The organism is Xenorhabdus sp. TS4 (assembly GCF_014467265.1).
GTDB lineage: Bacteria > Pseudomonadota > Gammaproteobacteria > Enterobacterales > Enterobacteriaceae > Xenorhabdus > Xenorhabdus ehlersii.
On record NZ_NKHQ01000008.1, the window covers coordinates 1 to 16,987 of the forward strand.

Annotated in this window: 17 protein-coding genes; 13 read left to right on the forward strand and 4 right to left on the reverse strand. The window is 44.7% G+C overall.

Features of this window, described 5'->3' with window-relative positions:
* Nucleotides 1-339: 339 nt before the first annotated feature.
* From Xets_RS05775 to Xets_RS05830, 12 genes are all read left to right on the forward strand, one after another.
* On the forward strand, nucleotides 340-2,742 hold the full coding sequence (locus Xets_RS05775) for a primase-like DNA-binding domain-containing protein (RefSeq protein ID WP_187651314.1): 2,403 nt from the start codon (nucleotides 340-342) through the stop codon (nucleotides 2,740-2,742).
* 509 nt (nucleotides 2,743-3,251) lie between these two features.
* Nucleotides 3,252-3,995, forward strand: a complete 744-nt coding sequence (gene tssD, locus Xets_RS05780) for an Hcp family type VI secretion system effector (protein WP_255430569.1) — start codon at nucleotides 3,252-3,254, stop codon at nucleotides 3,993-3,995.
* A gap of 4 nt (nucleotides 3,996-3,999) precedes the next feature.
* Nucleotides 4,000-5,202: a hypothetical protein gene (locus Xets_RS05785; RefSeq protein WP_187651315.1), complete on the forward strand. Its 1,203-nt coding sequence runs from the start codon at nucleotides 4,000-4,002 to the stop codon at nucleotides 5,200-5,202.
* A gap of 2 nt (nucleotides 5,203-5,204) precedes the next feature.
* A complete protein-coding gene (locus Xets_RS05790; RefSeq protein WP_051862875.1) occupies nucleotides 5,205-5,588 on the forward strand; it encodes a hypothetical protein in 384 nt (127 codons plus the stop codon).
* Nucleotides 5,589-5,724: 136 nt separating this feature from the next.
* Nucleotides 5,725-6,879 (forward strand): phage major capsid protein, encoded by a 1,155-nt coding sequence (locus tag Xets_RS05795; protein WP_187651316.1) that lies wholly within the window; start codon nucleotides 5,725-5,727, stop codon nucleotides 6,877-6,879.
* 38 nt (nucleotides 6,880-6,917) lie between these two features.
* Nucleotides 6,918-7,466 carry an HK97 family phage prohead protease gene (locus Xets_RS05800; RefSeq protein WP_187651317.1) on the forward strand — a complete coding sequence of 183 codons (549 nt, stop codon included), beginning with the start codon at nucleotides 6,918-6,920 and terminating at the stop codon, nucleotides 7,464-7,466.
* Between the two features lie 2 nt (nucleotides 7,467-7,468).
* Nucleotides 7,469-8,686, forward strand: a complete 1,218-nt coding sequence (locus Xets_RS05805; RefSeq protein ID WP_187651318.1) for a phage portal protein — start codon at nucleotides 7,469-7,471, stop codon at nucleotides 8,684-8,686.
* Nucleotides 8,683-9,015, forward strand: a complete 333-nt coding sequence (locus tag Xets_RS05810; RefSeq protein ID WP_187651319.1) for a phage head closure protein — start codon at nucleotides 8,683-8,685, stop codon at nucleotides 9,013-9,015. Before Xets_RS05805 ends, Xets_RS05810 begins: the two co-directional genes overlap by 4 nt.
* Nucleotides 9,015-9,311: a head-tail connector protein gene (locus Xets_RS05815; protein WP_187651320.1), complete on the forward strand. Its 297-nt coding sequence runs from the start codon at nucleotides 9,015-9,017 to the stop codon at nucleotides 9,309-9,311. Before Xets_RS05810 ends, Xets_RS05815 begins: the two co-directional genes overlap by 1 nt.
* Nucleotides 9,311-9,745, forward strand: coding sequence for an HNH endonuclease (locus Xets_RS05820; protein WP_187651321.1), 435 nt, complete (start codon nucleotides 9,311-9,313; stop codon nucleotides 9,743-9,745). Before Xets_RS05815 ends, Xets_RS05820 begins: the two co-directional genes overlap by 1 nt.
* Nucleotides 9,746-9,873: 128 nt before the next feature.
* Complete coding sequence (locus tag Xets_RS05825; RefSeq protein ID WP_187651322.1) at nucleotides 9,874-10,227, forward strand: phage terminase small subunit P27 family; 354 nt, start codon at nucleotides 9,874-9,876, stop codon at nucleotides 10,225-10,227.
* Nucleotides 10,224-11,885 (forward strand): terminase large subunit, encoded by a 1,662-nt coding sequence (locus Xets_RS05830; protein ID WP_187651323.1) that lies wholly within the window; start codon nucleotides 10,224-10,226, stop codon nucleotides 11,883-11,885. Before Xets_RS05825 ends, Xets_RS05830 begins: the two co-directional genes overlap by 4 nt.
* 601 nt (nucleotides 11,886-12,486) lie before the next feature.
* On the opposite strand, the gene Xets_RS05835 is transcribed toward Xets_RS05830, so the two are convergent.
* A complete protein-coding gene (locus tag Xets_RS05835) occupies nucleotides 12,487-13,395 on the reverse strand; it encodes an HNH endonuclease (protein ID WP_187651324.1) in 909 nt (302 codons plus the stop codon).
* Between the two features lie 543 nt (nucleotides 13,396-13,938).
* Between Xets_RS05835 and Xets_RS05840 the strand changes: the two genes are divergently transcribed.
* The gene (locus Xets_RS05840) at nucleotides 13,939-14,196 is read left to right on the forward strand and encodes a helix-turn-helix transcriptional regulator (RefSeq protein ID WP_187651325.1); all 258 of its coding nucleotides are present in this window, start codon (nucleotides 13,939-13,941) and stop codon (nucleotides 14,194-14,196) included.
* A gap of 334 nt (nucleotides 14,197-14,530) precedes the next feature.
* Here the strand turns inward: Xets_RS05840 and fis are convergent, their stop codons facing one another.
* From fis to prmA, 3 genes are all read right to left on the reverse strand, one after another.
* Nucleotides 14,531-14,827: a DNA-binding transcriptional regulator Fis gene (gene fis / locus Xets_RS05845; protein ID WP_010847912.1), complete on the reverse strand. Its 297-nt coding sequence runs from the start codon at nucleotides 14,825-14,827 to the stop codon at nucleotides 14,531-14,533.
* Nucleotides 14,828-14,834: 7 nt separating this feature from the next.
* The gene (gene dusB, locus Xets_RS05850) at nucleotides 14,835-15,818 is read right to left on the reverse strand and encodes a tRNA dihydrouridine synthase DusB (protein WP_099130858.1); all 984 of its coding nucleotides are present in this window, start codon (nucleotides 15,816-15,818) and stop codon (nucleotides 14,835-14,837) included.
* A 284-nt stretch (nucleotides 15,819-16,102) separates the two neighbouring features.
* Nucleotides 16,103-16,984, reverse strand: coding sequence for a 50S ribosomal protein L11 methyltransferase (prmA, locus tag Xets_RS05855; protein ID WP_099130857.1), 882 nt, complete (start codon nucleotides 16,982-16,984; stop codon nucleotides 16,103-16,105).
* Nucleotides 16,985-16,987: the final 3 nt, after the last annotated feature.

Sequence of the window (16,987 nt, forward strand, 5' to 3'; positions counted from 1 at the left end):
CGAATTGCTAGAAAACTTCTTTCTCACACGTTGGGTATTTTTGCCAATTTTAAACAAGGTAAAAGTCAACGCGACTGGCTTCAACAAGCCAACGTTATAAGATGTTAAAGTCGAGCATCGCGTTAAATTATTAAATTGCATTGTATACAGGAAATCCGACCCATTAGGTCAGGCTTCATTTCGTGCGGGATTATGTACCTCTTTATATGAGGTTATTCTTGAACAGGCCAGCCAACACTGTTCGGAAGAGTTACACGATTTGCTTTCACTGGCCTGTGATATTAATCAGGAAGTCTACTATTCGCTTTATGCAGCGGTTAATGGTGAGGACGAGTGATCATGAGTCAGGGAAATAATAATCAGAAAAGCCGCCCATTAGATGTTATTCGAACAGTGAAGACATCAGCCATCAATCGTTGGCAAAGCCTGTTGCCTGCTTGTGGTGTTGATATTCCGGCAAAAGGCAAACACGGCGCTTGCCCAATCTGCGGCGGCACAGACCGTTTTCACTTTATGGATGATAACCATCATGGCGATTGGCATTGTCGCCAGTGTGATGAGCCGAGTTACGGTGATGGGCTGGATTTGGTGGCAAGAACCAAAGGGATCACGGTCTTTGCAGCGGCTAAGCTGGTGGCGAATGTGTTGGTAATGCCTTTACCTGAACCAAAGCCCACCAAAGCACAACCACGAACAGTGAAATCTATTGCTGAACGCATCGCAACAATGCTCGCTACAGCTATTACGGGCGAATCTCAATATCTGGTGAAAAAGGGGCTGCAATGCCCCAATCAACGGTTATTGAAAGATGGTGCTTTATTGCTGGTGACTCAGATGCTGGACGGCACAATCACGGGTGCGCAGACCATCAAGCCAAACGGTGAAAAACGACTTGTTTCAGGGACTCAGAAGAAAGGCAGTTTTATTCCCGTGTCAGAGATTACCGGAACGCCCGATACCTTTATCATTGCTGAGGGTTATGCAACGGCGTTAACTGTCAGTCAGTTACATGAGGGCATGGTACTGGCGGCCATTGATGAAAGTAATTTACTCACGGTTGCCGGGCTGGTCAGAGCGCAGTGGCCAGACGCAAAAATTATTCTTGCCGCTGATAATGACTGGCATGAGCAAGGCGAACAGGACAAAAACGGTAGGCTAAAAAAGAATGTCGGCAAGATAGCGGCAGAAAAGACCGCTATAGCGATTAACGGCTGGGTAACACTACCGCCTACGGAATTAAAATCTGATTGGGACGATTATCGCCAGCATCACGGCATTAAGGCAGCAAAGCAGGCATTCAGTAACGGATTATATCAGGTTGGGGAGAAAAAACTCATGGAAGCAGAAGCGGTGGTTATTCACGAAACGAAGCCAAAGAAGACCAATAACAATCTGGCACAAATGGCAGCCAGCCAGCGCGGGGCACTGTTGGTTGAGTATTACGGAAAAATAGCGGTCAATCCTGAAAGTGAAATGGCCTATCGTTATAACGGTGCAACATGGGAAAGCGTGCCGGATAGCGAACTGCGCCGCGCAATGGTGGCAATCTTCGACCAGCACGAAACACCTTACAGCCCGAACGGCATTAATAACGCGATCAGTGCGATGAAATTACAAATTCCTGTCATTGGTGAACCGAAACGGGAGTTAATCGGATTCAGTAATGGTATGTATGATTTATCTGTACAGGCGTTTAAACCCCACGCCCCTGAGCATTGGCTCATGAACCATAATGGGATAGCATTCACAGAATCGGTAGCCGGGGAAAATATCCGGCAACATGCCCCACATTTCTATCAATGGCTGTCTCATGCGGCTGGAAATAATGATGAAAAAATGGCGCGTATCAATGCGGGTTTATTTATGATCCTGGCAAACCGTTATGACTGGCAGCTATTTATTGAAGTGACAGGCGAAGGTGGTAGCGGCAAAAGTATTTTTACGTATATCGCCACTTTATTAGCGGGCGAACACAATACCGCCAGTGGCAATATGAGAGCACTGGATGAAGCCAGAGGGCGTTATCAGTTTGTCGGGAAGAGCCTGATTACATTGCCTGATCAGGTTAAATATGTCGGTGAGGGCGCAGGCATCAAGGCAATTACAGGCGGCGATCTGATTGAAGTTGACGGGAAATATGAAAAACAATTTTCCACCATTATTAAAGCCGTGGTATTAGCCACCAATAACGAACCGATGAGCTTTACAGAACGTAATGGCGGGATTGCACGGCGGCGGGTGATATTCCCGTTTAATATTCCGGTCAAAGAATCAGAAAAAGACCCGGAATTATCGGAGAAAATCAGCCGGGAACTGCCTGTGATTATCCGTCATTTATTGAACAAATTTGCCGACCAGAATAAGGCTAAAAAGCTGCTACAGGCGCAACGCGATTCTAACGAAGCACTCTTGGTGAAAAGTAACTCCGACCCGCTGTACAATTTCTGTGCTTATTTGGTCTCATTGGGGAAAGAGTTAGGCATGAAGATGGGGAATAAAAACATTCATCCCAGAGCGCTCAGAATCTACCTTTACCATGCCTACTTGTCGTTTATGGAAGCCTATGGGTTTGACAGGCCACTCACATTAACGAAATTCGGGGATTCCCTGCCGAAAGTGATGCAGGAATATAAGAAGGATTACCGGAAATTCAAAACCAAAAAGGGCTATTATTACAATGTGGATTTAACGGATGAGGCGAATGAATGGCTTCCGGCTGTTCCTGAACAAACTGACAAATAACCTGCCTATATAAACTTTTTATGCTTAACTGTGCAACCTATGCACCAATAATCATAATTAATTGAATTTAAATATAAAAACAGGGTTAATAGTTATTTTTTAACTATGCACCAACTATTCACCCTGTTCATTTTTCTGAATAATTAAAGGAGCATAGTACGGATAGTAGATGGATACCGTCTCCACCGTAAAAAATCATTTATTTTCAATTTATTAACTGATTTTTGGATAGGGTGCACAGTTGAAGGGAGTAAAAAGATTTTCAGGGGACTACCTTTGGCAGGTAAATAAAAGCCAGACAAATCAGAGAAAGCATACGCAGTGCATCAGTTTTATTTTTTGGTACTACCTGAAATTTAAATGATGTAATTGTCTGATTTTGTTTAATAATAGATGTTAATCACAATTTCATTGATGGATTTTTGCTCACACTAGAATCTATAAACAATTCTGTTGTATCCTGTTTCATTCATTCGATATTTATCGGAAGTCAGATCACAGGAGACAAGATGTCACACGTTATCTACTTATCACTAAAAGGCAAGAAACAGGGATTAATTTCAGCGGGATGTTCAACGCCCGAATCCATCGGAAATCGCTATCAGACAGGCCGGGAAGACGAAATACAGGTACTGAGTGTCAGCCATTCAGTGAGCCGCGACCAGAATGCGCATCATCACCCGGTCAGCTTTACCAAACCCATTGATAAATCCTCACCGCTGTTAGCAATGGCAATCGACGGAAACGAATTGCTGGAAGCACGCTTTATGCACTACCGGACAAGCCCAATGGGACAACTGGAACTCTTTTACGAAATTAAACTAACAGGCGCAACGATTGTTGATCTTGCCTATAATTATCCCCATTCCATTAATGATAACGGTGCAATCCCCCATGAAGTGGTGATGCTCGATTACAAATCGATATCATGTAACCATATTGCCGCGGGGACTTCGGGTTACAGTATTACCCAATTAGCCGGGCGTGAAGAAGGCAGGCCGTTATTGTCTGGGTTCACGAGTGTGAAGCCGCTTAAACAGCCATTGGTTGAAGAAACATCCTCAAAACCCTCTAAACATCACGTCCGCTATCGTTTTACGGATGATAACGGCAATCTTTTAGCCGAACATAAGTATCGTGTTTGCCTGCCGGATGGTCAGGTAAAGGAAGGCAAGACTGATAAACAAGGTTATACTCAATGGCATCTCACTGATGACAAAAAGAATCTTGAATTTCATATTTTAAAGGATTAATACCATGCCAACTTATAGCGTTTACACTCAAATTAAATCGAATGTACCTGCTGAAAAATTGTTTTACGATTTAATTATTTTTCGTCAAGATGCAGAAGGAAATCATCATATATTACTGGATGTTGAAAAAGCGCAATTGCAGAGTAATTATGAAACTCAAAAACATATTACTCAGGAAACAGATGATGATCTTTCTGTAATTTATATTATGCAAATTATGCTTTACCGTAAACACGGTTCAAATACGATTCAGGCATTGCAAGCCCCTTTTAAAAAAATGTATACGCTGGGTGAATTTGTAGCAGGTAAAGCCTGTTCGGATAACAAACGAGAAAATGCCTGCTATTTTGAAAGTACGGCTGAAACAAAACCCGTCAGCGATGGCGATAATACGATTGAATTAAAAATTACTATCCCTGAAAGAGTATTTATTGCAAAAGAATATCCAGTTGGTCACGAAAAAGATCCATTTGAAAAAAGTAAAATTGAATCGGAAATTCAGGATAGAATTGCAAAAAAAACTTATCCAAGGCAAGGATGGGCTAGTTTATGTGGCCCAGCGGCATTTTTTTATTGCTTACAGAAGGATAGGCCAGATATTTATGAGCAATCTGCCCGTGAGCTATGGAAATATGGCAAGACTAAAATAGGTAGATTAGAAATTAAACCGGGTGATGGTTGCCGCCACCCTAGCGGTTCTTTCTATAATAATGGAGCACCAACAATTTCAGGTTTAGATTGGATAACATTAGCGAGCTTAAGAGACTCAGAAAATGCTATTTTTAGCTATAATCAAGTTGAAGCTGAAACAGCGGGAGTTACAATGTGGGGGAAATTAACCGAATGGTTTGAGAAAGCAGGTTATGAGAAAATTTTTGATAATATAAGTATTTTTTCCCATAGTAATATCAATGACATAATAACTTTAAACGATTATATAAGAAAAGAGTATATTGTTGTAAGTTTAATCTCGGTTGGAATGCTAAACGGATCAGCTGGTGAAACTTCAGGTAAAAATCATTGGATTGTATGGGAAGGTGAAGTTAGCTCAAAAGGAAAGTCAATAAACCTAGATAGTGAAAATGAAATAGTTAATTTAAATATGTTTACTTGGGGAGGGATTAGTGAGCGAGTTAAACCTAATAATAATTTAAATTATTTTTTAAAACATACATTTGGAGGGTTGGTTTTTAAACCAATAAAATAAAAATGAGAAATATTTTTTTCATTATATCCATCTTACTTGTTTCTGCTTGTACAAGACAAACTGTTTCCATTTATCCTAATGGAAACTATTTAAAAGATGCTCAGGTAGGAGTTCCATATAATGAAATAATAAACATACCGGGTGTTATAGATATGGGTTTTTCAGCCAAAATAACACCTTCAAACTCAGGTCTAACATGGAATCCTAGCGATTATACAACCCCTGTTCTGCCAGCAACAGAAAAAGACTATAGCCGTATTCAAATTCAAGGAATGCCTATACATGCTGGAGAAATAACTATAAAAATATCTGGTGGTGTTTATGGCAATATGTTTACAAAAGTAGGTAAATTTAATAAAACCTACACAATAAAAGTGAAAGAATGATTTTTATTATTAGAATGGCGATTTACATCGCCATTTCTATATTTGTATGCTTGCTCAACAGAATCATAATTCTTCCTTATTATTTTCATGATGTTAAAAGTTATTTACTGAAAAAATAACTATTCTGAAAAACACCATGAAAAAACTACTCGAATTACGTCAGCAAAAAACCGATTTAACCAACCAAATGCGCTCGCTGCTTACCAAAGCCGAAAACGAAAAGCGCTCTCTGACTGCCGATGAAACCAAACAGTTCGACGAGCTGCGCAATCAGTCTGATGCGCTCAGTGCGGAAATTACCCGTTATGAGGCATTATCTGACGAAGAACGCAGTCAGGCAGGTAAAACCCAGCCGACCAGCAAGAACCTCAGTAATGACGAATTGCGTCACTATATTCTGACCGGAGAAACCCGCACTTTGTCTACGGGCGTTCCGTCAGAGGGCGGCTATACCGTTATCCCTGAACTGAATAAGCAGATCATGCAGCAATTGGCTGATGAATCTGTCATGCGCCAAATCTGTACGATTAAAACCACACGCAGCAACGAATATAAGCAATTAGTTTCGGTCGGTGGTGCGGCGGTGGCACACGGCGAAGAAGGCAAGGCACGTGGCGAGACAACCACACCGAAGATGGAAGAAGTGAGCATCAAGCTGTTCCCTATTTACGCTTATCCCAAGACCACCCAAGAGATTATCGATTTTAGCGATGTAGATGTTCTGGGCTGGCTGACCTCAGAGATTGCCGATACGTTCGTGGATACCGAAGAAACGGATCTCGTGAGTGGTGACGGTAGCAAGAAAGCGAAAGGCTTCCTGTCCTATCCCCGTGACACCCAAGCCGACAAGGTGCGTGATTTTGGCACATTGCAAAAACTGGAAGCTACCACGCTTGAGGCTGATAGCCTGATTGATCTTAAGTTCCTGCTTAAGAATAAATACCGCAAGAATTCTGTATGGGTGATGAACTCCAATACTGCCGCCCAAGTACAGAAGCTGAAAAATGGCAATGGCGATTATATCTGGCGTGAGCGTCTGCAAGCGGGTGATCCCGATATGTTGTTGGGCTTGCCTGTCCATTACCTCGAATTTATGCCGGATGAGGTGATCGGTCTGGGTGACTTCAAACGCGGTTACTTCATCGTTGACCATCAAACGGGCATCCGTACCCGCCCTGACAATATCACTGAGCCGGGATTTTATAAGGTACACACCGATAAGTATCTGGGTGGCGGTCTGGTGAACTCCAACGCAATAAAGATCCTTGAAGTTAAAACCGCGTCGAAATAAGCGAAAGGGGCGAAAGTCCCTTTTTGGGAGTCCATAGGATGAATAACGATTTTGAAATTCGCACCGCGTCTCTGTCTGCTGCTGATAAAAAGCTGGTGGGCTATGTGATTAAGTGGAACAGCCGCTCCCATGTTTTATGGGATGAATTTGTGGAACAGTTTGCCCCAAATGCTTTTAGCGCCAGTTTAACTTCGGGGGCTGATGTCAGGGCACTGTATGAACATGATCATATGAACCTGTTAGGCCGCACCACGTCCGGTACGTTGCAGTTGACCAAAGATGCCACCGGATTACGCTTCGAGTTAACCCCGCCTGATACGCAGTTGGGGCGTGATGTACTGACTTTGGTTGAACGGGGTGATATTTCCGGTATGTCCTTTGGATTCAGGGCGCTGAAAGATCAGTGGGATGTTGGACAAGAGCCGTATCTGAGAACCGTTTTAGAGGCCGAACTGCGGGAAATCACTATCACCAGCTTACCCGCCTACCCTGAAAGCGGGGTGGAGATTGCCAAGCGTTCGCCGAATGGGGTTAAGCCCTGTGATGCTGATTTGCGTCATTACTGGCTGCAACTGTCCGAGGTGTGATTATGTGGCCTTTTAAGCGAAAAGACACGGAAACCCGCAGTATGAGCATGGATGAATTTCTTTTTCTGGCGGGCGCGTCTAACACCAAATCGGGCGAGCATGTTTCACCGTCTACGGCGGAGGGCTTACCTGCGGTAATGAATGCCGTTACGGTGATCAGTGAGGCGGTGGCGACTATGCCTTGTTACCTGTATCGGGTTCAGCACCAGAACGGCAAAGAATCCCGCGAATGGCTCAGTGATCACCCCGTAGATTATTTGCTGAATGAGTGCCCGAATGACTGCCAGACCCCGTTTCAGTTTAAGCGAACCCTGATGCGTCATTGCTTACTCAATGGTAATGCTTATGCGGTAATCGTCTGGGGACGGGACGGTCAGCCGCAATCTCTACACCCTTATTCGCCGTCGGCGGTTGTACCGCAACGGTTATCCGATCATCGGTTCGCCTACACCATCACCGAACCTTATAGCGGCAAGGTGAAAACTTGCCTACAGGAAGAAATCCTGCATTTACGCTATGCCACCGAAGACGGCTTTCTTGGACGCTCGCCTGTCACCATCTGCCGTGAAACTTTAGGTCTGGGACTGGCACAACAACGCCACGGCACCAGCATCATGAAAGACGGCATGATGGCGGCAGGGGTAATTAAATCCGCTGACTGGCTGGATGGCGCCAAGGGCGCTAAGGCACTGGAAGCGCTCGAACGTTATAAAGGCGCACGTAATGCAGGCAAAACACCTATCCTTGAAGGCGGGATGGACTACCAGCAATTAGGCATGAGTAACCAAGATGCCGAGTGGTTGGCTTCCCGTCGCTTCACGATTGACGATATCGCCCGTATGTTCAACGTCAGCCCGATCTTTCTGCAAGAGTATTCGAACAGTACCTACAGTAACTTTAGCGAAGCGTCCCGCGCCTTTCTGACCATGACCATGCGCCCGTGGCTTGCCAACTTTGAGCAACAAATCAAATCGGCTTTGCTGGTGGCGTCACCAAAAAGCGGCATCCGCTACCAAGTCGAATTTGATACCGCCGACCTGCTGCGAGCCAATCCGAAAGAACGCTTCCAGAGCTATGAGACAGCGATTAAGTCGGGGGTCATGTGCCCGAATGAAGCCCGTGAACGTGAGGGACTCTCTCCCCGTAAAGGTGGAGATGAATTTAGTCAGGCATGGAAGCAAACGGTAGAAATCAAGAAACAACCGGAGGGTAAGAAATGAGGGCAGGCAGATTGAGGCATCGGGTGACTATCCAGAAATCCGAGCAGTCACGCGCCCCGTCAGGGCAGGTTATTGACAAGTGGGTGGATGCCGCCACCGTCTGGGCAGAAGTGAGGGAGATTAGCGGGCGTGAGCGTTTGGCATCCGGTGCCGTGTTCTCTGAGGCCACTGTGCGTATCTGGATGCGTCACCGTGATGACGTGACCACCGCTAATATTATTCTCTATGACGGGGCTAACACCAGAGGAACCGCTTTTGACATTGTGGCGGTTATCCCTGATGCGAAACACACCCGCTTAGAGTTGCTTTGTAAAGGCGGTGTTTTCTAATGGCTGAAATCCCTTTAAATGAAATCAAACAGCATTGCCGGCTGGATGAAAGCGACACGCTTGATGATATCTTGTTAATGGGCTATGCCGAAGCCGCGCTGGAAGTTAGCCAGCAACATATCGGCAAACGGTTTGATAACGGGTTGGCTTTTACCCCTGCTATTAAGGTGGGCTGTCTGCTTTATATCGGTTTGCTGTATGAGAATCGGGAGATGGCAACGGATGCCGATCTTAAAGAGGTGCCTTTCACCATTAAATCATTGTGGTCTGTCTATCGTGATGTGGGAGTTTACTGATGCCGTGGCAACCTTTAAAGCGCTGTAGCTATCCTAATTGCCGTGAGCGTGTGAAGTCAGGCCGCTGTGAACAACACCAACGGGAAGCCAGACGGCAGCAGGACAAACAACGGGGAACCCGAACCCAACGAGGCTACAGTAACCGATGGGGACGCTACCGGCTGCAATATCTGAAAGCGAATCCGTTATGTGTCCACTGCCTACAGCAAGATATCTATGCCTCTGCAACGATTGTGGATCACATTGTCCCGATACAGGGTGAAGCTGATGTGTTGTTCTGGCCTGCATCCAACCATCAATCGTTATGCCAGCCCTGCCACAACCGCAAGACCGTCCAGACAGATCCTATCACCAAAGCGAAGCGCAAACAGGGTATCTATCAGGAACGGGCAGCAGAAGCGGCAAAGCGTCGCAGTTGGTTAGTCGCAGAATAATAACAAATGAAATAGTGGGTGGGGGTATCAAAAATGACAAACGCGCTTCTCAGCGGAACCGACCCCCTCCTCTAATTTTTACGCACGGCAATTTTTTTGAAAATAAATCACAAGGAACAGAGAACATTATGGCAAGAGCACCCAAACCGCCCACTTATTTAAATGATATCGCCGGCAGTCAATGGAAGGCCAAAGGTAAAATTTTAAGTGAGCGGGAAGACCTGAATGCCGCTGACTGGAACAATTTAGAACTCTACTGCGTGAACTATGCCATTTACCGAAAAGCCGTGGCAGACCTTGATATTAGGGGATTTAGCATCGTCAACAGTCAGGGCAGTGAAAGCCGTAATCCCTCATTGAGCGCCAAGGCTGATGCCGAAAAAATCATGATAAAAATGTCGTCGTTGCTTGGCTTTGATCCGGTTTCACGGCGTAAAAATCCGATAGAAACGGAGGAAGAAGACGAGTTAGACCGCTTATGAATGCATGGGAGCAGTATGCTTTTGATATCCAAAACGGTAAAATTTTGGCCTGTAACCGACTAAAACAAGCAGTGAAACGCTACTATAACGACCTGAATCACCCGCTTTATACGTTTGATTCTGAGGTTGTGGCGCGTTTTATTGCCTTCTCCCGTCTCTGTCCACATGTCAAAGGCCATTTACGCGGTAAACCGATAATCCTTGAGCCGTGGCAGCAATTCGCTTTTGCTAACCTGTTCGGCTTCAAGGTAAAGGCTACTGGCCGCAGGAAGTACCGCAGCGCTTATATTCAGGTGCCACGTAAAAATGCGAAATCCACCGTTGCCGCGATATTGGCGAATTGGTTCTTAGTGATGGAGTCAGGCCAGCAGGATATTTACACTGCCGCCGTGAGCCGTGATCAGGCGCGTATCGTGTTTGATGATGCCCGCCAGATGAGTTTGTTATCAAAGCCGCTGAAAAAGCGGCTATCTATCCAGCAACATAAAGTGACCTACCAGAAAACCAATAGCCTGTTAAAGCCACTGGCAGCCAAAGCCGCCACCATTGAAGGGACAAACCCCAGCCTTGCCATTGTCGATGAGTACCATTTGCACCCCGATAACGCGGTGTACTCTGCCCTTGAATTAGGCATGGGCGCACGCCCCGAAGGCATTCTGTTTGCCATTACGACAGCAGGCAGTAACGTTATCTCAGCCTGTAAACAGCACTATGATTATTGCTGTCAGATATTGGATGACGAAGAACAAAATGAATCCCTGTTTGCCCTGATCTACGAGCTGGACGACGAGAACGAGATTGATGATGAGCGGCTTTGGGTGAAGGCCAATCCCAATCTGAATATTTCCGTAGACACTGCCTCATTGCATGACACCATCCAAAAAGCCCGTGGCATACCCTCGCAATGGACAGAGATGTTAACCAAGCGCTTTAATATCTGGTGTCAGGGGGAAACGCCGTGGATGGGTGAGGGCGCTTGGAAAGCCTGTCAGACTGATTATAATGAAAGCGACCTGAAAGGACTGGAGTGCTACGCCGGACTGGATTTATCGTCAACGGGCGATATCACCAGTGTGTGTTACACCTTTCCTGTGGATAATGAACTGTTATTACTGACTCGTCATTACCTACCCGAAGCCCAGTTGCAGAATCCGGCCAATAAGAATCGGGCTGTTTATCGTCAATGGGCGCAAGCAGGCTGGATATGCACCACGCAAGGCGACTGCATTGATTATGACCGTATCCGTGATGATATTCTCAAAGACAGCCAGCACTTTGATATCAGGCTGGTGGGCTTTGACACATGGAACGCCACGCACCTACGCACCCAATTGCAGGGCGCGGGGCTGGATGTTGAGCCGTTCCCGCAAACTTATATGCGCTTTAGCCCTGTGGCTAAATCTGCCGAAGTGTTCGTTAACCGTAAAGTTATTCGTCACAACGGCGATCCGGTGCTGGCATGGGCAATGTCCAATGTGGTGATGGCAACCGACGCGAACGCTAATATCAAACCGAATAAGAAGAAATCAGCGAATAAAATCGACCCTGCTATTGCGTTTCTGATGAGCTTTGGTACATGGCAGAATGAGCATGAAGACTTTGCGTTTATATTAAATGAAGAACAGCAGCAAAGACTGGATATCTTTGATGGGGTTTAGATAACTAATTGATTTTTTAATTCCTGAGCAGTATAGGAATTAATGAAATCAAATGTTCAGAAGGTTAGATATCACACACCTTTTTGGGGTTAGTCGCTACTTTATCTGACCGCGTGTTCTGTAGAAAAGAGCGACTAAATCTGACAGTCAGCTTGAGCGAGGAGCAGACATTTACGTCTATCTTAGGGACTTCATTAAACACAACGTAATACACTCTTCGCGGCTACTTGTTACATTTTTTCTCTATCAAACAGCAGTTGCTCTATTGTTTTGTATATAGCTGCCCACGTACCGTCTAAATTGGCATAAGGAATCAATTTATATTCCTCTTTAGCCGATGATGCGGTCTTTGTTCCACTGTGAGATAATTATAACCAATCTCCTATAATGAGGGAGATTTAATCTCGAGGGTTTAATTACCCGTCGCTTGCGACGCATAAAATTAAGCTGAACGATGCGAAGCGGATGATTTCATATTAATACCCCGCTGATTGTGGCGGGGATGTTTATTTATGGCAGTCTTACTGAGAGATAGGTGGGCTTTAACTCGTGCTTTGTGAGAATTAGAGCGAATCGAATACTTGTCTCTAGCTACTCTTTGTTAGAGTCTTGCATAGAAAGCTTCGATAAATTCGTTGCTCGGCATGCCAACCACATATGGAGTAATATTTACTATCTTTGCTGTTATATCTACGCTATTAACGAATGCAATGCCTGCAAAATCATTTTGGCCAGAGCTAGGGCGAAACTGGCAGAATGCAGTGCTAGTAGTCACCCAACGCTTATCAATAAAAGCAACCACTTTGTAGTCTCCAATCTTAGTGTAAATATGGGGATCTTTTTTCAAGTCGCTTTTAAATATTGTTGTGTAATCGGATAAGCAGTTGGGCATGTGTATGTTTTTTGTCCTGAAACGGCGGTCAAAACTTATGTACATTCCTTTTATAAGGGAAGGCTGCGTGAGTGCAGTCTCAATTGGCACAGCTTTTAATTCCACCATGCTTAAAAGTTTACTAAAGCCACCCATTAGGCCATTTAGCTCCCAGCCTAACTCATGTAATGCTTTAATTCGGCCATAGCGCGAAAGATCTAGCGAATACCCATATCTAGAACATAACAAAGAAAGTCGTGGTACGTTTATGTAATACATCTGGTGGAGCTTGGTATCCCATACAGGATTACTGGCCAGATTTTCAGAAATCCAATTTTCATGTGATTTTTTTATTTCTAGTAATCTATCAACAGGGTAAGAACTTGGGTTATCATCAATTACCTTGTGATGCATAAGACAGAGCAGAAGCAAGTTTCTTTCAGAATTTCTTGCTGATAGGGTAAGATCGGATATTCCTCGTGGGCCGTCTTTTTTTTCTGCAACTATATGTGCAACTTCGCCAACTAAATGGGTCAGTTCTTTGGCTTCATCATTTAGCAATAAGTCTTCTCTGCAAATAGAGCACTTACCTGCAGCTTTAGACCAAATCACTTTTTTTAACTTCTCTGATACTGGCACACGGCCTCCATGCCTTTAACGTTGGTAACATATGTATTTTTGTAGTGACAGCGAAATTGTAATAAAACAATCTCCTAACCTAACTTGGTTATGTAATTCTACATTAAATAAATATTTGGATATGAAAAAGTAATAGGGTTGCTTTTTTCTCATTCACTTCTCTACAAGTTTCATCACAATTTCTCATAATGGCACTGAGCTGACTGTCATATTTGCTTGAATCCAGAGTAGCAAGGGTATCAGATCTCATCCGGACAGAACATAACGCAAAAAGTTAAGTGTTTATACTGATTCGCTTATTGAGTCCGATAAACCAATCAGTTAAAGTAGCCCCGCCATTGGCAAAATCCGATGGTCAAGGTTTCGCAGCCTTGTAAAGAGTCATCCACTGGTAGGAATTTTCTACCAGTGTGTCTGCTATCGTCCTTTCAATGGCGGTTCAGACAGGGGAGGCTTCGGTCTCGCCGGACGATGACTCCCGGTACTGCGAACCCTGTCTTGAATCGCCACCATCAATATTAATTAATGGAAGGGATAGCAGGAATGTTCAATACCAAAAACGACTGGCATCAAGCTGATATCATCGCTGCATTACGTAAACGCGGTACAACCTTAGCGGCTGTTTCTCGTGAATCTGGCCTCAGTTCATCTACACTAGCAAATACGCTCAGCAGACCGTGGCCTAAAGGCGAATGGATAATTGCTAACTATCTCGAAATACATCCCTCTGAAATCTGGCCTAGTCGGTATTTTGATATGTACGGGCAGCTTATTGAGCGCAAGGTTCGGGATAAATCATAAAAATAATCAGTTCCATTTGAAAGTCATCGGGAAGATAGCTGTAACGGGGTATCTTCTCACTGTAATAACATTCTCTTCTGACACTCCAATAACTTTTGACGAAACCCATCGAAATTTCTTCACAAGGTTGCCCGAGTCAAATGTACTGACCTAATCACTAGCAACGAGTTTCACCAATAGCGCTTCATATCAACATTATTGATGTTCTCATCTTATACAGCGCTTATAGATTCGTTCAGTGAACCATGTATAAACATTTGTATAAACAAAAACAAAAAAAGCACTTCCCCTAAAAGAGAAAGTGCTTTTATAACAACATGATCTAAGACTAGGATCAGTTCATGCCGTATTTTTTCAGTTTCTTACGCAGAGTACCACGGTTGATTCCCATCATCAGCGCTGCGCGAGTCTGGTTGCCACGGGTGTATTGCATCACCATGTCCAACAGTGGCTGTTCTACTTCAGCCAGTACCAGCTCATACAGGTCATTAACATCTTGACCGTTCAGTTGAGCAAAATAGTTCTTCAGTGCTTGTTTAACTGAATCACGCAGAGGTTTTTGAGTTACCTGATCTTGTGAATTTACAGTAGCAACGGTTAGTACATCAGAATTTACGCGTTGTTCGAACATAGTTCTGTCAGCTCTTTTCTTTATTTACGCAAAAATTTTCGAAGTATGCCTTCAACGCCTCCAGCTGTTCGCTGGCATCCTCTATGGCGTTGAATGTGCGCCGAAACTGGTCATCAGGGGCATGTTCCTTGAGATACCAAGATACATGCTTGCGTGCAATACGAACTCCTTTGCCTTGACCGTAAAAATCATGCAGTTCTCGTACATGCTCGCTCATGAAGCACTGCACTTCGCCAAGAGGCATCGGTGGCAGCAATTCTCCTGTTTCCAGATAATGCTGGATTTCCCGAAAGATCCAGGGTCTTCCCTGAGCAGCACGGCCTATCATCAGGGCATCAGCCCCGGTGTATTCAAGCACTGCTCTGGCTTTTAGCGGGTCAGTAATGTCGCCATTGGCAATAATTGGAATGGCAACAGTCTGCTTAACTGTCCGAATATTGTCGTACTCGGCCTCACCATTAAACAGGCAAGCTCGTGTCCTGCCATGTATCGTAAGAGCCTGAATACCACAACGTTCGGCCAATTGGGCAATTTCTACACAGTTACGTTCTTCCGGTGACCATCCTGTGCGGATCTTCAAAGTGACAGGCACATCAACTGCATTGACTACCGCAGAAAGGATTTTTTCAACCAGTTCTGGATAACGCAGTAATGCAGAGCCTGCCAGCTTACGATTCACCTTCTTAGCTGGGCACCCCATATTGATATCGATGATCTGAGCGCCATTAGCGACGTTAATTTTCGCTGCCGCCGCCATTTCATCGGGATCACTGCCGGCTATTTGTACAGAACGCACTCCGGGTTCATCGCTATGAACCATACGCAGCCGAGATTTATCCGTCTTCCAAACCTGGGGATTGGAAGAAAGCATTTCTGAGACTGTCATTCCTGCTCCCATCTGGTAGCAAAGAGATCGAAATGGGCGATCTGTTATGCCTGCCATAGGGGCTGCAATAAGACAGTTTTTCAACTGGTATTGTCCGATACGCATAGACGAAGAAAGAGTGGTCAACTGTGACTAAGGGCGCGTATATTACGCATTTTTCACAAGATATGAAAGGCCAAACTTTGAGCGAATCGACATTTATAACGGATTTTTTCCAGTTGATTTTTTTAAATTTGGTTAATTACTGTTAAATAACAGATGGTTACATGTTATTGCTGAAATTTGTTATTACTGATATTTCTAATCATAAAGAGAGCGGATTACCACTAATTGACCTCCTGGGTGATCATTTTAGTGGATAATCTCGCTTTTCAATAGGCATTGGTTGATTATTTTTTAATCCCTGTGATGCGACACCATTCTTCTTGTTCAGCTATTGGATCGATAATGAATTCATTGTCATAGGCTTGGGCTACCCCTTCAGCCTGACTGGCCAGAACACCGGACAAGCCCAATAATCCACCAGATTTAGGCAGTGAGCCGATGACAGGGGCAAGTTCGCGCAGAGGACCCGCCAGAATATTGGCAATCACGATATCGCATTCGAAGTCTTTAGGTTGATCTTTAGACAGGTAGAGGGTTAATTGGTCAGATACACCGTTGCGTTCGGCGTTATCCCGGCTGGCTTGAATAGCTTGTGGGTCAATATCAATACCGATGGCGTGTTTCGCGCCTAGTTTCAGGGCTGCGATAGCCAATATGCCTGAGCCACAACCAAAATCGATTACGGTTTTACCTGTCAGGTCAAGGCCATCCAGCCATTGCAGGCAAAGGGAGGTAGTTGGGTGAGTACCTGTCCCGAAGGCCAGACCAGGGTCAAGCATAACATTAACGGCGTCTGGTTCGGGCACTTCGCGCCAGCTAGGGCAGATCCACAGACGTTTACCGAAGCGCATAGGGTGGAAGTTATCCATCCATTCTCGCTCCCAATCTTTATCTTCCAGTTGTTCAATTTTGTGAATAAAACCTTTGCCTAGTTGTGGAAGTTGTTCCAATTGGCTAACAACCGCTTTCATATCCATTTCAGCGTCATACAGGCCGATAACATCGGTATCACCCCATAAACGCGTCTCGCCCGGCAGAGGCTCAAAAATAGGCGTATCATGGCTATCCTGAAAGGTGACTGATACTGCGCCACTTTCCATAAGCTCATCGCCTAACGCTTCCGCTTGTTGTCCCGTGGTGTTTAATCTTAATTGTATCCAAGGCATAAA

Excerpts from the sequence above, each read along its gene's own strand:
- Xets_RS05775 (WP_187651314.1), top strand. The coding sequence starts at position 340 with ATGAGTCAGGGAAATAATAATCAGAAAAGCCGCCCATTAGATGTTATT.
- tssD (WP_255430569.1), top strand. The coding sequence starts at position 3,252 with ATGTCACACGTTATCTACTTATCACTAAAAGGCAAGAAACAGGGATTA.
- Xets_RS05785 (WP_187651315.1), top strand. The coding sequence starts at position 4,000 with ATGCCAACTTATAGCGTTTACACTCAAATTAAATCGAATGTACCTGCT.
- Xets_RS05790 (WP_051862875.1), top strand. The coding sequence starts at position 5,205 with ATGAGAAATATTTTTTTCATTATATCCATCTTACTTGTTTCTGCTTGT.
- Xets_RS05795 (WP_187651316.1), top strand. The coding sequence starts at position 5,725 with ATGAAAAAACTACTCGAATTACGTCAGCAAAAAACCGATTTAACCAAC.
- Xets_RS05800 (WP_187651317.1), top strand. The coding sequence starts at position 6,918 with ATGAATAACGATTTTGAAATTCGCACCGCGTCTCTGTCTGCTGCTGAT.
- Xets_RS05805 (WP_187651318.1), top strand. The coding sequence starts at position 7,469 with ATGTGGCCTTTTAAGCGAAAAGACACGGAAACCCGCAGTATGAGCATG.
- Xets_RS05810 (WP_187651319.1), top strand. The coding sequence starts at position 8,683 with ATGAGGGCAGGCAGATTGAGGCATCGGGTGACTATCCAGAAATCCGAG.
- Xets_RS05815 (WP_187651320.1), top strand. The coding sequence starts at position 9,015 with ATGGCTGAAATCCCTTTAAATGAAATCAAACAGCATTGCCGGCTGGAT.
- Xets_RS05820 (WP_187651321.1), top strand. The coding sequence starts at position 9,311 with ATGCCGTGGCAACCTTTAAAGCGCTGTAGCTATCCTAATTGCCGTGAG.
- Xets_RS05825 (WP_187651322.1), top strand. The coding sequence starts at position 9,874 with ATGGCAAGAGCACCCAAACCGCCCACTTATTTAAATGATATCGCCGGC.
- Xets_RS05830 (WP_187651323.1), top strand. The coding sequence starts at position 10,224 with ATGAATGCATGGGAGCAGTATGCTTTTGATATCCAAAACGGTAAAATT.
- Xets_RS05840 (WP_187651325.1), top strand. The coding sequence starts at position 13,939 with ATGTTCAATACCAAAAACGACTGGCATCAAGCTGATATCATCGCTGCA.
- fis (WP_010847912.1), bottom strand. The coding sequence starts at position 14,827 with ATGTTCGAACAACGCGTAAATTCTGATGTACTAACCGTTGCTACTGTA.
- dusB (WP_099130858.1), bottom strand. The coding sequence starts at position 15,818 with ATGCGTATCGGACAATACCAGTTGAAAAACTGTCTTATTGCAGCCCCT.
- prmA (WP_099130857.1), bottom strand. The coding sequence starts at position 16,984 with ATGCCTTGGATACAATTAAGATTAAACACCACGGGACAACAAGCGGAA.